The sequence below is a fragment of the Mycobacterium sp. SM3041 genome, from assembly GCF_039668335.1.
GTDB lineage: Bacteria > Actinomycetota > Actinomycetes > Mycobacteriales > Mycobacteriaceae > Mycobacterium.
The window spans coordinates 92280-107494 of sequence record NZ_JAYXBQ010000045.1 but is presented as its reverse complement, the minus strand read 5'-3'; the positions used below and the strand labels follow the sequence as shown (position 1 = coordinate 107494).

The following is a 15215-nucleotide window of genomic DNA, read 5'->3' as shown; positions in this document are numbered from 1 at the left end:
AGTGAGGCCCGCTGGTCAGCCCGCGAACTGGGCTTGAAGGAACGGGGTGGAGTCGGCCATCGAGGTCAGCACGGTGCTGGAGTGGTCGTCTTCGGGGTAGACGTAGAGCGCCACGTCCTGGCCGTTGGCCTTGAGCTGATCGGCGAACTTCAGGGTCGACGACGGCGGTACGTCACGGTCCTTGAGGCCGACGCCGAGGAAGATCGGCCGGTCGTAGCCCGCGATGGGCGTGCCCATGAAGTCGGCCAGCGCGCCGCGCATGCCCGGTAGCGATGCCAGTGGGGCGGAGAAGAACTGTGGCGGCGTGAGGCCGGCCACCGCCGCGCTCAGTGGTGCGGTGCACAGGGTCTCGGCCTGGTTCGCAGCGGTCAGGCCGGCCGGCGTGAGCACGCTGTTGACGTCCGGGCGGAGCTCCCGGAAGCCGGCGAGGATGTAGGCCGTGTAGGCCGACGCGATGGGACCCAACCCGGGCGGCAGCACCATGTCGGGGCCTGCCGTGATGATGACGTCGTCGATGTTCGCCGGGGTGCCGGTCGCCACGACGCCGCGGTAGTCGAGGCCGCTCCCCTTGCTGAATTCGGTGGCCCACCGTGCGCTCGCGACGGCCGCCGCGCCGCCCTGGGACTGACCGACCAGAGCCCACTTCGGCGACAGCGGCAGGTTCATGTGATGCGCGGCGATCACCGAATCGATGATGGCGTGCGCGGTGGCGACGCTGTTGAGGTAGCTCATCAGACCCGGGGTGCCCAGACCCGTGTAGTCGGATCCGACGACGACGTAACTCTCATTCAGCCAGTGGCTCAGATATTCGTTGTCGCGTGCGCTGCGTGGCTGCGCCGAGGGCGTGCAGTCGTCGCCCAGGCCGACGGTGCCGTGCGCCCAGGCGATGACGGGCCAGCCGCCCGGCGGGGCCTCGCCGGGCGGCACGAACACCACGCCGGTACTGACCGCGGGTGAATTGTGTTGGTCGGTGGTCGAATACAGGATTCGGTAGGCGCGGGCCGCACCGGCGACCGACAGCTCGGGGTTCAGCGGGACGGTCCGGATGAGCCCGCCCGGCGGCGGCACCCGGTCCGCGAATGCCCGGGCGTCCAGGCCCGACCAGTTCGGCGCAGCTGCCGATGCCGTGGGTATCGGTGCCGCCACCAGCATCAGGCCGGCCACGAAGGCCGCCGTCAAACGTGAGAAGTACGCGCGCTGAGCCATGTTGCCGACCCTAGTTGTTCTCATATATTGAGAAATGGATTCATATTTTGAGAAGCCTGGTGGCACCATGAAGCCATGGTCACCAACGTCTCAGCCGTCCGCCGCTGGTCGATGCTGGTGATGGCGCTCGGCTCGACGATGTGCGCCAACGTCTTCATCAACGGCGCCGCCTTTCTGATCCCGACGCTGCACGGCGAGCGCGGCCTCGACCTGTCGCGTGCCGGTCTGGTCTCCGCCATGCCGAGCTTCGGCATGGTCCTGACGCTGATCGCGTGGGGCTGGGTGGTCGACCGGGTCGGCGAACGGTTCGTGCTGACCGTCGGGTCGCTGCTGACCTCGGCGGCGGCGTTCGCGGCGGCGTGGGCCGACTCGTTGGTGGCGGTCGGAGCCTTCCTGTTGTTGGGCGGCATGGCGGCCGCGAGTTCCAATTCCGCGAGCGGTCGGCTGGTGGTCGGCTGGTTCCCGCCGGAGCAGCGCGGGCTCGTCATGGGCATTCGCCAGACGGCACAACCGTTGGGAGTTGGGCTGGGCGCCTTGGTGATTCCGCGACTGGCCGAGTCGTCGGGGGTGTCGGCCGCGCTGCTGTTCCCCGCGATCGCCTGTCTGGTCGCCGCCGTGGTGACCGCCGTCGGCGTCATCGATCCGCCCCGGCCGCCCCGAGCGTCGGCCCCCGCAACCGATCTGGCCAATCCCTACCGCGGGTCGTCGGTACTGGCGCGCATCCATGCCGTGTCGGTGCTGCTGGTCGCGCCGCAGTGCCTGGTCTGGACCTTCTCGCTGGTGTGGCTGATGACAGCGCACGGCTGGTCTGCCGGCGCGGCGGGCACGATGGTGACAGTGGCCCAATTGTGCGGTGCCGCAGGGCGAATCGGCGCCGGTCGGTGGTCGGATCTGACGGGTTCACGGCTGCATCCGGTGCGGGTGATAGCCGTGCTGGCGGGTGCCACCATGGGCCTGCTGGCGCTGTGCGACTACCTGCACTGGCCGGTGGCGGTTTTCCTGATGGTGGTGGCGTCAGTGGTTACCGTGACCGATAACGGGTTGTCCTTCACCGCGATTGCCGAAATCGCCGGGCCGTTCTGGAGTGGCCGGGCGCTGGGTGTGCAGAACACGACGCAATTGCTGACGGCAGGCATCGTGCCGCCGGTGTTCGGCGCCCTGATCGGGGCCTTCGGGTTCCCGGCCGCGTTCGCGGTGTGCGCACTGTTCCCGGTGCTGGCCGTGCCGTTGGTCCCGGTGGCCGCAGACCCGTTGCGCGCCAAGCCCGTTCCCGCCCCCGCCGAGCATTGAGTGTGCGTCTACGCAGGTCACCACTCGCACTTTGTCTGCGCTGACGCGCAGTCAAAAGCGGCCCGGTCGGCAATAGTCACAGCCGTCACTCCAGTCCCGGTCTGCTTGCTGCATACCCATCTGGGATGCGGTATCGCCGGTGCTATCGGCCCATCTCAAGCCGACCGTGGGACCTGACGAGCCGACACGCCGAAGCGAAGCTCGGCAACCCCCACGCTCGGTGTAGAGACGAAGACCGCCACGTTCACCCCGCACTCCCCTGGTAGCGATCTCGCACTTGAATGATCGATCGACGTCGCGCGGCGGTCAGCAAGTCCGCCGCGCCGAGTCTCATGTCACCGTAAGCCGAATGTGGGGCAACCCCGTTCGCACGTAACAACGGCTCGGCACGCTGCGAAACACTGCCCTTGACCCCGAACCACCCCAGCAGTTCAGTGACCGGGGGCGTGCCGAATCGGCCGATGGAGTGGTTGGCTCGGCAGATCACCCAGGCCACGGTGGCCGCTCCGCGTTCCAACGATGCCTTACGACGGAAGATCGCTGGATCGGCCACCGCAGCACGGCCCAGGAAGCGACGCATCGCCGTCCGGTGCTCGACATCGAAGAGCTCGTCTGCGCAGCGGTCGCACAGGGCCAGCACCGTCTCGACGGCGGGCCGGATGTCGTCGGCTATGCCCGCCCAGTCAAACGGCTCATCGTCCAATGGCTCGTCGGTCAGATTCTGCAACTGGAAATGGCCGCCGACCATCGCGTCCAAGCGCTCGAGCATGATCTCTGCGAAGCTTGGGTCGTCATCGGCGAAGCCGCCGAAGCCCTCCCCCAGCAACCGGGCGGCCAGCGCCGCCGCACCCTGCGGACGATCCGTCCGGATCATCCGCTGAAATTCGCCTTCCCATCTGCCGACGGACGCCAAGGTGTCGGCCGTGAGGGTGGCGCTGATGCCTTGGCGGTGGTGGCAGTAGGCGATGAAGGCACGCAACAGACTGGGTAATTGTGCGAGATAACCCGTATCCGCCACTATCTTTCGCGGAGCCCAATCCACGAGAAGGATCTCTACGTTGACGGGGCTCCACCGGTAGGGGTCACCGGGTCCCCACTCGGTCGCGAACCACAAGATCGAGTCCAGCAGACCGTGCGCATCGGCGGTATCCATGGCGTCACCGAACCGCGAGGCGAAGAAATCGTCGGCGATTGCCGTTCTCTCCTTGTCAGTCCATTCATGACGTTCCGGAACCGCGCCTCCGGCAGGCTGCATCCGGACCAGCCATTCGACCAGTGGCCGGCACATGGGCCAGGAATCGGATTCCGGTGGCGGGAACAGTCGCGAACCGTGGTCGATAGCCTTCTCGACTATCGCCCGCGCGTCGGCCGGATGGAACCGCGAGAGTGTCTGCCCGTCTTCAATCGACGGTTGCAGCTGCCGCAGCACGACTGAGATCGCTTCCGGAATGACGAACGCGTCTTTGACCACCGTGCCCATGTTGTGGTCCACATAAACCAGCGCCGTCAACTGCCGGCCGCCGGGGAGCGTCGCGCCGAAGAAATAGTCGTCACCGTCACCGAGAACGTGCGTCAGGAACCACACTTCCGGGTCGGCGCGGGTATCCGCCAGCGCGCCAAGCCAATTCGGCAACGGTTGGCGGCGTGTAGTCAATTCGCGATCAATACGCGCCGCGATCTCCTGGTCGGGCACCATCTCGCGGATGACAGTCAGCGCGGCCGTGGTCTGCGCGAAAGAGGTACCGATCAGCGAGTCGACCAGCGCGTCGAGACTCGGGCCATCGTCATCGCGAGCCCAAGGATTGCGAGATCGTGGGTCGGTGGCAGTGATCAGCCCACTCACGAGTTCGAGCAGTGCCAGCGGCTGGTCAGAGCGCAGAGCAGACCGCAACGCCTGGAACAGCGGCTGGTCCTCAGGTCTGATCGAAGGCGGAGTCGGCACCGACCGAAGGTGACGCTTGGGTTGCTTGCCACGTGCGGACTTGGACATACCGGCCAGCGTAGGTTGTTGCCAACGGACGGAGGGTGAGCGAATCGCTCCTCGCTTACGGATTGGTATCGGATCGGGCTCGAAACCACGGGTCCGGAAGGTGTCACGGTGGCGCCAAGCCGGTCAAGGCCACCGGGCACCCATACAAGCTCATCTTCGGGCGCCGGAACATCGGAGACGCTACTTGGCGTCGATCGGCGCCCACCCAATGGAATGAACCCAGTTCAGTCGCGCTCACTCAAGACTTCGGCCACCAACTCCGCTGCCGACATACCCAATGCATCGCTGAGCGCCACCAACGTTGATAACCGCGGATTGGCCGGGCGCTTGGTCTTTCGGTTGCTGATGCCGCTTTCCAGCAGCTGGTAGTGATTCCGGCTGATACCGCTGGCTTCAGCCAGGGCTTCTTGAGTGAGTCCACGCTCCTCCCGGAGCCCCGCCAACCGTCGACCGAGAGCACCAGCGAGCTTTCGCTCGATCTCGGACTGCGGCACCCCTGCAATCTGCCGATACGCCATTCCGGCGTCGACCATCTATAGATGGCGTAATATGCCGACTTGTCGGCTGCACCATCTATACATGGCTCTCCCGACGGACGAAGGGAGCGTCGGGGTGGCCAGTCGACATGTCTGACGGTTGGCATACCCCTGCGCGCAACGCGCTCTCGGGCGACACCGGTTTGCAGACGACAGCGAACACCTCCAAGAAGTCATGCCTGGAGGTCGTGTGCAGCTAGAAGAGCTCAAATCGGGACTCCGCATCGAAGGACTGATCCCCGCTGAAATCGTCACCGTGCTCGCCGCCCAACAGCACGGCACCGAGGCAGTCGAGCTGACGTACCGGACCAACAACGGTGCGCTCGGTCAGCAAGTCGTCTTCAGGAAAGACCAGGACCAGCTGCGTGCAGCCGCGGCGGCCAGCCGACCATTCGACGCATCAGCATCTGACTACAAACTGGTAGCCGAGGCCCAAAGAATCAGCCTCGCAGGACTTTTCGACCCGATGCTGGCGGTGGCCACCAGCGACGTGCGTCCACTGCCGCATCAGATCCGCGCGGTCTACGGACAACTCCTCCCCCGGACGCCGCTGCGATTCCTCCTCGCCGATGATCCCGGTGCCGGCAAGACCATCATGGCGGGTCTCTACATCAAGGAACTCCTGCTGCGTGACGACGTCCGCCAATGCCTGATCGTCGCCCCGGGTGGCCTGGTGGAACAGTGGCAGGACGAACTGTTCTTCAAGTTCGGGCTGCGGTTCAACCTATTGACCAACCAGCTCATCGATGCCCACGTCGACCTCAACGTCTTCGAGACCAACCCGCTGCTCATCGCCCGTATGGACCAGCTGTCCCGCAACGAGGAACTGCAGGCTCAGCTCACGGAGACCGAGTGGGATCTGGTGATCGTCGACGAGGCGCATCGCATGGGCGCCCACTACTTCGGCGGAAAGCTGGAGAAGACCAAGCGTTTTCAGCTCGGCGAGCTTCTCGGCCGGATCACGCGTCATCTCCTCTTGATGACGGCGACGCCGCACTCAGGCAAGAACGAGGACTTCAATCTCTTCCTGACTCTGCTGGACCGTGACCGGTTCGAGGGCAGGAACACCAAGGCCACCGACACCGCCGACATCATGCGCCGAATGGTCAAGGAGGACCTCCTCACCTTCGACGGCAAGAAGCTGTTCCCAGAGCGCCGTGCCGAGACAGTGCCCTATGAGCTGACCGCCCTTGAACATTCGCTCTACGAGCAGGTCACCGCCTACGTCCGCGAAGGCATGAACCGCGCCGACCGGGTGGGCGGAAAGCGCAAGAACACAGTCGGATTCGCGCTCACCGTGCTGCAACGACGACTCGCGTCCAGCCCCGAGGCGATCTACAAGAGCCTGGTCCGCCGAACCGAACGGCTCGAGCGCAAGAAGCAGGAAATCGTCAACGGCACCTACGTCGAGAACGAACCGACCGTCGATGTCGATGCCCTTGACACCGACGACTACAACTCCGAAGAGATCGAAGCGCTCGAAGAGGAACTGCTCGATGCCGCTACTGCAGCGCAGACGGTGGACGAACTCGACGCCGAGTTGCTCGAACTGTCGGAGCTGACCCGCGCCGCCAAACAAGTTCGCGATTCCGGTACCGATCGCAAGTGGACCGAGCTGAGCAACATCCTTCACGACGAGGCACTGACGACGGATACCAACGGATGGCCGCGCAAGCTCATCATCTTCACCGAACATCGCGACACCCTCGATTACCTGGCCGGCCGGATCCGCTCGCTGCTCGGGAAACCTGCTGCCGTGCAGGCCATTCATGGTGGGGTCCGGCGTCGGGAGCGCCGCCAGATCACCGAAGAATTCACCAAGAACCGAGACTGCCAAATCCTCCTGGCCACCGATGCCGCCGGCGAGGGACTCAACCTGCAGGCCGCGCACCTGATGGTCAATTACGATCTGCCCTGGAACCCGAATCGCATCGAACAAAGGTTCGGCCGTATCCACCGCATCGGCCAGGAGGAAGTCTGCCGGCTGTGGAACATCGTGGCCAGCAACACCCGCGAGGGTGACGTCTTCGTCCGCCTGCTCGAAAAGATCGAAGAACAGCGGGAAGCCTACGGCGGCAAAGTTTTCGACGTACTAGGCGAAGCGTTCAACGAGACCCCGCTGCGCGACCTGCTGTTGGAGGCCATTCGCTACGGCGAGCTGCCCGAGACACGCGCCAAGATGCAGCAAGTCATCGATCACAACGTCTCCGACGGGCTCAAGGAACTGCTCGAAGAACGTGCCCTGGCGTCCGACCATCTCGCCGAGGCCGAGCTGGAGAAGTTGCGCGCGGCCATGGACGACGCGCGAGCACGCCGGTTGCAGCCCCACTACATCGAGATGGCCTTCAAGGCGGCCTTCACCCGACTCGGCGGACGCATCACCAAACGTGAGCGCGGCCGATACGAAATCACCAACGTCCCAGCACCTTTGCGCGACGGCAAGTTCGGGCCCGTTCCCACCAGATACGACCGCGTGACCTTCGACCTGGGACACGTACATTCCGAAGAACTCACCCGCGCTGATCTGCTCGCCCCAGGCCACCCCCTCCACGACGCGGTGATGCACGAAGCGATCCGTCGCTTCAGTGAAACTCTCACCAACGGGACCGTGTTGGTGTCGGCGACGCTGGACGAGCCGCAGCTCCTTGTGGGTGTCACCGAAGAGGTGACCGACGCTACCGGCGCTTCGGTGTCCAGGCGGTTCGGCTATGCATACGTGGACAGCCAGGGCGCCGTCAGCCCAGCCGGACCAGCTCCCTACCTGGACTGTGTCGCTGCGCCGGAGACGCCGGCAGTCACCGCAGCCCGCCAACTGTCCTGGCTTGCCGACGCCGAAGACCGCGCCACCAGTTGGATCATCACCACTCGGCTGCCCGAATACCTGGCCGAGGTACAGCCGCGCCGCGCCACCGAACTCGCCAAGACCCGCAACCTGGTGACCAAACGACTTGAGGGAGAAAGCAATCGGCTAGTGCTCGAAGCCCTCGTGGCGTCGGAAAAGGAGCAGGCCGGAGCGAAGCCCAAGGAATCCGCGGAAAGCCTCAACCGCAAGGCAGTCGAGCTCGATGCACGGTTGCGCAAACGGCTGGAGCTGCTGGACCGACAGGCATTGATGTCGACCAAACCCCCACGCATCGTCACCGCGGCCCTGGTTCTTCCTGTGGGCATGGTCGACGGTGAACTACCGCCGTCCGCACCGATGCATGCCAAGGAGACCAAGGAAGTCGAGCGCCGTGGCGTCGATCTGGTGCTTGCGGTCGAGCGAGCGCTGGGCCGTAACCCTGTCGAACAAGCCTTCAACAACAAGGGTTTTGACATCTTGGCCTCGGATTCCGACGGCGACACCTACCGCATCGAGGTGAAGGCCCGCATCGACGGCGCCACCGATTTCTTCGTCACCCATAACGAGGTGATGGTCGGCAAAAATGCCGCGCCCCGGTACCGGCTTGCGCTGGTGCGGGTCGATCCGCGCGGCGCCGAGTGCGACGAGGTGCGTTACCTCGACAACCCGTTCGCCTCAACGGATCTCGGAGACTTCGACGCCACGGGTGTGCGCGGCGACTGGAAAAAGATGTGGGACAAGGGAACCGAGCCATTCTGATGACGACCGAAACGAATAACCCTAAGCGCAAACTGATCGAAGTTGCACTGCCACTGGAAGCCATCAACAAGGAATCGGCCCGCGAGAAGTCGATCCGGCACGGTCACCCGTCAACACTGCATTTGTGGTGGGCACGGCGTCCCCTCGCTGCTGCCCGCGCCGTGCTGTTCGCACAACTCGTCGACGATCCGTCCTCGAACCCCATCGAATTCCCCACCGAGGAGTTGCAGCGCAAGGAACGCGAACGGCTGCACAAGCTCATCGAGCGCCTCGTCGTATGGGAGAACATCCGCGACGAAAAGCTGCTCGCCGAGGCGCACGCGGAGATCCTCAAATCCACCGATGGCAATCCCCCACCCATCCTCGACCCCTTCGCCGGCGGCGGCACCATCCCCCTCGAAGCGCAGCGGCTCGGCCTGGAAGCACACGCATCGGGCCTCAATCCCGTTGCGGTACTGATCAACAAGGCACTGATCGAGATCCCGCCGAAGTTCCGCGACCGGCCGCCCGTGTTCCCGGCCCTCGCTGAATCCGAGATCCGCTCGTGGAAAGGTGCCGAAGGTCTGGCCGCCGATGTGCGGGCCTATGGAGCGTGGATGCGCGATGAGGCCGAAAAGCGAATCGGTCACCTGTACCCCAAGGCCACGCTGCCGGACGGGTCGAAAGCGACTGTCATCGCTTGGATTTGGGCTCGTACTGTCACCTGCCCGAACCCCGCGTGTGGCATCACGATGCCGTTGGTCCGCAGTTGGTGGCTCGGCAAGAAGAAGGGCAAAGAGGCGTATGCCGTGCCGTCGGTGGTCGACGGGACCGTTCGCTTCACCATCGGTCATGATCTGAAGGCTGCGCCGGCCTCGGAGACCGACGGCACTGTCGGGCGAACCGGTGCAACGTGTATCGGCTGTGGATCAGCTGTCGAGCTGAAATACATTCGAGCTGAAGGCCGTGCAGGACGGATGAGTTCGCAACTGATGACGACCGTCGCAGAGGGCACCCGCACCCGCGTCTACCTGGAACCAACGCCTGAGCACGAAGCTGCGGCACAGGTTCCGCGTCCGGACGAAGTACCAGGAGGTCAACTGCCGAACAATCCGCGCGACTTTAAGACTCCGAACTATGGCATGACGACGTTTGCCGATCTATTCACAGCGCGGCAACTCACCGCACTCACCACATTCAGCGACCTCGTCACCGAAGCCCGCCAGCGCGTACTCGCCGACGCCCTCGCCGCAGGCATGCCCTCGGGCGACCGCCTCGAATCCGGCGGCACCGGCGCTGCTGCTTACGCCGACGCGATAGCGACGTACCTCGGGCTAGGTGTAAGCCGCACTGCCGATCTTGGCAACTCCCTTGTGACATGGTCAAATAGTCGGGACCAAGCGCGTAATCTATTCGCACGCCAAGCAATTCCGATGGCGTGGGACTTTGTCGAGGTTTCGCCATTCGCTGGCGCTGCAGGCGACCTTGGAATCGCAACAAGATCTATGGGCGAAGCGCTCGACCGCCTGGCCCCAGGTTCAACGGGTGATGCGACACAAGCGAGTGCAAGTGAGCGCCCGTTCGACGGTGTACTGATTTCGACCGACCCGCCCTATTACGACAACATTGGCTATTCCGACCTATCGGATTTCTTCTACGTGTGGCTGCGACGCGCGTTGCGCTCGATCCATCCCGACCTCTTAAGCACAATGCTGGTCCCGAAGGCCGAGGAACTGGTCGCCAACCCTTACCGCCATGGCGGCAAGGAAGGTGCGCACGAGTTCTTCGAGGATGGATTCCGGGAAGTCTTCCGCCGCGCGCGCGAATCCGCTCTGCCGGACTATCCGATCACCGTGTACTACGCCTTCAAGCAATCCGAGACAACTGACGCCGGAGAAACATCGTCCGGCTGGGAAACCCTGTTGGAAGGAATGATTCGATCAGGCTGGGCAGTGACGGCGACCTGGCCGCTGCGTAGTGAACGGGGTGGACGGATGATCAGCGTCGGCGCCAATGCGCTCGCCTCATCCATCGTCCTGGCCCTACGGCCTCGCCTCGAAGACGCACCACGCACCGACCGACGCGAGTTCATCGAGGCCCTCAAGGCCGAATTGCCCTCAGCTCTGAGGGAACTGCAACAAGGTGCGATCGCGCCGGTCGACCTACCGCAAGCAGCCATCGGCCCGGGCATGGCCGTATTCAGCCGCTACTCGGCGGTCCTCGAACCTGACGGCTCCAAGATGACGGTACGCTCCGCACTCGCTCGCATCAACGAGATCCTCGATCAGGTGCTCAACGAGCAAGAGGGCGATTTCGATTCGACAAGCCGATTCGCCATCGCCTGGTATCGCCAACATGGCTACGACACAGGTACTTTCGGAGACGCCAACAATCTGGCCAACGCCCGCAACACTTCCGTCGACACCATGGATCGCGATGGCATCCTGATCAGTCGAGCCGGCAAGGTGAAGCTGATCAAGCCGTCTGACCTGGCTGCCGACTACGACGTGCTCGCCGACCTGCACACCAGCAACTGGGAAGTCCTGCACCACCTGATCAAGAAGCTGGAGGGCGAAGGCATCACCCCCGCCGGCGAATTCCTGGGTACCGCATTGAGTCGGCCGGACGCCGCGATCGATGCCGATCTGGTGAAAGAGCTTGCCCACCTGCTCTTCCGGATCGCCGAGAGCAACGGCTGGACCAAGGACGCGCTGAGCTTCAACAGCCTGGTCACCAGCTGGCCCGAAATTCTCGATGTGGCACGGGCCGATGCTCCGGCAACGAGCGCACAGGGCACTTTGGATTACGACGAGGAGGACGACTGACATGGCGCTGAGCAATCGCGACCGCATCAACCGCATGTTCGAGGTCATCGCACCGGCCTTGGACGACTTCATCTCCTCGGTGATCGGACAGGGCGACCCAGCCCTCGGCGCGGCTTGGCCGAAGCTCGTCCAGAACAAGGACTCGAAGAACGGCGCCCCGTCGACCAAGACATACGAGCCACTCGACCCGCAGGTGCAATTGCGGATGCTGACCGAAGGCAACATCACCGGCGGGTTCAGGAAGGGATGGTATCCGTTCAACGAAGCGCTCGGCAGGGCCGGCGAGTCCTTCGCCATTGAACTTCGGGAGGCGCGAAACACGTGGGCGCACAACGGTTCGTTCACCGACGACGACGCCTACCGCACACTGGACACTGCCGAGCGTCTGCTGCGGTTGATCGGCGGCAGCACCGAGGCGGACGAAGTCCAAACCATCAAACGCAATCTGCGCCGAGTTACCGCCGACAAGGACGACAAGAAGGTACTCAAGGCGGCCGTCGACAATCCCGAGGCCGCCGGTCTCAAGCCGTGGCGGGAAGTACTGCCACCGCACGATGATGTTGCGACGGGAAACTTCGCGTCCTCCGAATTCGCGGCCGACCTACACAAGGTTGCCTTTGGCGGAGAACAGGATTCGGACTACGCCGATCCTGTGACCTTCTTCCGGCGGACCTACCTGACCGAAGGCCTGACCGACCTCATCGGCCGAGCCGTCAGGCGTTTGTCCGGCGATGACAACGCACCGCCCGTGATCAACCTGCAGACCAACTTTGGCGGCGGCAAGACGCACTCAATGCTGGCCTTGTGGCATGTCGCCGCCGGGCTACCGGTAGGTGACTTCCCGCAGGAAACCGCCGACCTGCTCACCGCCAACGGTTACCAGACCGGCACGGTCAACCGCGTCGCCATCGTCGGCAATCACTTCAGCCCGGCCGGGGAACCCAAAACCGACGGACCTCACGTCAACACAGTCTGGGGCGAGTTGGCCTGGCAGTTGGGCGGCGCGGAGGCGTACGCACTCGTCGCCGAAGCCGATGTCAACCGAACGCCTCCGGGCGCGGCTCTCCACGAACTGCTGGCGAAGTACTCCCCCGCGGTCATACTGATCGACGAATGGGTTGCCTACGCCCGCTCCCTCGTCGGACGCGATGACCTCGCCGGCGGCACGTTCGATGACCAGTTCACCTTCGCGCAATCGCTCACCGAAGCCGCCAAAGGAACGTCCGGCGTGTTGCTGGTCATTTCGATACCGGCTTCCAACGCCATCGACAGTTCAGAGCCCATCGCCGGAAGCGCCGAGGAAGTCGGCGGCTCCAACGGACTGGAGGCCCTACATCGCCTGCAGCGCGTCGTTGGCCGTCTCGCCGACCAGTGGCGTCCTGCATCATCGCTTGAGGCGTATCAAATCGTGCGGCAACGACTGTTCCAACAACCCGACGCGGCTGCGCTGGCATCGATCGGCGCTACCGCGCGCGCCTATGTCGACTTCTACCGCAAGTACAACGACGACTTCCCGCGAGAATCCCGGGAGCCGGCCTACGAGGACCGCATCAAACGGACCTATCCCATTCACCCCGAACTCTTCGACCGTCTCTACGAGGAGTGGTCGTCGCTGGAGCGGTTCCAGCGCACCCGTGGAGTTCTGCGCCTGATGAGCACCGTGATCCACGCGCTGTGGACCGGTGACGACTCGTCACCGCTGATCATGCCGGGCTCGATACCGCTGGCGGTCGGACGGGTGAACTCGGAATTGACCAGCTACCTCCAAGATTCGTGGAAGGCCGTGATCGACGCCGATGTCGACGGCCCGAACTCCGAACCGGCCCGCATCGACGTTGCGAAGCCGCTGTTCGGTCAGCGGTCCCTGACCAAACGTCTCGCTCGAACCGTGTTCTTCGGCGCCGTACCGACGATCGGCTCGGCGCACAAGGGGCTCGAAACCCAACGTGTCTTCCTGGGAACCGCGGTGCCCGGCGATGTCCCCGGCAACTTCCATGCCGCGCTGACTCAGCTCGGCGATCGGGCTACCTACTTCTACTTGGGGTCCGGCAAGTACTGGTATGACCTGCAGGCCAACATCACTCGTACCGCCAAGGACCAAGCCGAGCGCCTGCACAAGGAAGACGTCTGGGCTGAAATCGCGCTCCGTCTGCAAGCCCAAGCACGTACCCGCGGCGACTTCGCCGGTGTGCACGTGTGCCCGGAATCGAATGCCGATACTCCTGATACCGATGAAGCCCGGCTGGTGATCCTGCATCCCAAGGTCGCACACAAGCGGGGTACCGATTCTGCGGCAAAGGCTTTCGCGCACAAGGCAACGGAGCAGCGTGGCACTGCGAACCGCTCCAACCGCAACATGCTCGTGTTTCTGGCCGCCGACGAAGCACGACTCGAAGAGCTCGACAACGCGGTGCGCGACTACCTCGGCTGGAGCCACGTCCTGGCCAACGAGGCCGATCTGGATCTCACCACGAACCAGAAGGATCAGGCCACCCAGCGGCAGGCAACGGCCGACCAGACGGTCAAATCGCGTCTGCTGCAAACATTTACGTGGGCCCTCATTCCGTCACAGCCCGATCCGGGAGCGCCTTTCATCCTGCGCGAGACCAAGGTGGAAGGACAGTCGGAGTCACTGGCCGAACGAGTGTCCCGTCGTCTCGGCAGCGACGGGGATCTGTCAACACAGCAGGCCGCCGTGACCGTTCGGCTTGCCATCAACAAGGTCCCACAGATCTGGAAAGACGGGCACGTTACGCTCGGCGCGCTGTGGGAGCTGTACTGCCAGTATCCTTATATGCCGCGCCTCCGCGATCGGAAAGTGTTGCAAGAAGGCGTCCGTGAGCTTCCCCTGATCTGGGAGACCGATGCTTTCGCGTTGGCCACCGGCTACCAAGACGGCCGGTACGTCGGCTTGTGGATTCCTGGCGATGCCAATTCCGCACCGGTTGCCACGGACTCGCTCCTGCTCGTGCGCCCCGATGTTGCCACCAAGCAGCGTGCCGAAGAAGAGCCTGCCCCCGAATCTGGGGATCCCAGTCCGTCGCCAACGAAACCGCAGCCGGCCAAGGGACCAGGCGTCGACGTCGGGTTCCCGCCGGCCAAGACCCGCTTCTACGGCGTGAAGACCCTCAGCTCGGACAAGATCGCGCTCGATTTCAAGAACATCGCGGATGAGGTCATCGCAAACCTGCGCGACCAAGGAATTGAACTAGTGGTGCGAATCGAAATCGAGGCTGTCGACTCAAACGGGTTCGACGAGAACAAGATTCGCACGGTCGCCGAGAACGCCAAAACGCTGAAGTTCGATCAGTCTGGGTTTGAGGAGAGCTAGCTTCGCGCGGACTTCGCGGCCTGCACGTTCCAGTCAACGGCGAGGCTGTCGACGGCGTACGTCGCATCGTCGACGGTGTAGTGCTCCGCCGAAACCAATTACCTGATCAGGCCTGTTCGGGAAAACGCCGTGTAGTCGAGGTAATCCTTCACAGCTCGTACGGCATTCTGCCGACTCGCGGGTGTCCGCGGGAGTTGTCCCGCCGGGCGTAATCGACGTACCGCCACCATGGCCATCGGGCTGTCAGACGTGCTACATAAACGCTGGGCGTGAGGTACCAAAGTCGCCCCGCGCCGGTCACTTCGTACTGCCATTGGTCCATCTCGACACCGCCATGCGCTGCCGTCGCCAGGCGACCTTTGAGTTGGTGGTGCCGAGATGATCTGGGCGTGTGCGAAGCTCGCGCCAGGCCGTGGCCGTGTTCGCGGGCGCCTGTTGACACAGCGCTTCCCAACCC

The 15215-nt window shown here is 63.9% G+C and carries 7 protein-coding genes; 4 read left to right on the top strand and 3 right to left on the bottom strand.

Going from position 1 to position 15215, the window contains the following annotated elements; all coding sequences use genetic code 11:
* Window positions 1-15: 15 nt before the first annotated feature.
* Window positions 16-1152 carry a prolyl oligopeptidase family serine peptidase gene (locus VXD91_RS14435; protein WP_110783728.1) on the bottom strand — a complete coding sequence of 379 codons (1137 nt, stop codon included), beginning with the start codon at window positions 1150-1152 and terminating at the stop codon, window positions 16-18.
* 129 nt (window positions 1153-1281) lie between these two features.
* Here VXD91_RS14435 and VXD91_RS14430 point away from each other — a divergent pair, with 129 nt between their 5' ends.
* On the top strand, window positions 1282-2496 hold the full coding sequence (locus tag VXD91_RS14430) for an MFS transporter (RefSeq protein ID WP_061001006.1): 1215 nt from the start codon (window positions 1282-1284) through the stop codon (window positions 2494-2496).
* A 244-nt stretch (window positions 2497-2740) separates the two neighbouring features.
* Here the strand turns inward: VXD91_RS14430 and VXD91_RS14425 are convergent, their stop codons facing one another.
* Complete coding sequence (locus VXD91_RS14425) at window positions 2741-4339, bottom strand: hypothetical protein (RefSeq protein ID WP_237162782.1); 1599 nt, start codon at window positions 4337-4339, stop codon at window positions 2741-2743.
* Between the two features lie 371 nt (window positions 4340-4710).
* Window positions 4711-5019: a helix-turn-helix transcriptional regulator gene (locus VXD91_RS14420; RefSeq protein WP_082761789.1), complete on the bottom strand. Its 309-nt coding sequence runs from the start codon at window positions 5017-5019 to the stop codon at window positions 4711-4713.
* 193 nt (window positions 5020-5212) lie between these two features.
* Here VXD91_RS14420 and VXD91_RS14415 point away from each other — a divergent pair, with 193 nt between their 5' ends.
* The 3 genes from VXD91_RS14415 to VXD91_RS14405 are packed head-to-tail and all read left to right on the top strand — an operon-like array spanning window position 5213 to window position 14758.
* Entirely contained in the window at window positions 5213-8623 is a 3411-nt protein-coding gene (locus VXD91_RS14415) for a helicase-related protein (protein ID WP_346415779.1), read from the top strand.
* Window positions 8623-11427, top strand: a complete 2805-nt coding sequence (locus tag VXD91_RS14410) for a DUF1156 domain-containing protein (protein WP_346415732.1) — start codon at window positions 8623-8625, stop codon at window positions 11425-11427. The genes VXD91_RS14415 and VXD91_RS14410 overlap by 1 nt, the downstream gene beginning before the upstream one ends.
* 1 nt (window position 11428) lies before the next feature.
* Entirely contained in the window at window positions 11429-14758 is a 3330-nt protein-coding gene (locus VXD91_RS14405) for a Swt1 family HEPN domain-containing protein (protein WP_346415731.1), read from the top strand.
* The last annotated feature ends 457 nt before the right edge of the window (window positions 14759-15215 follow it).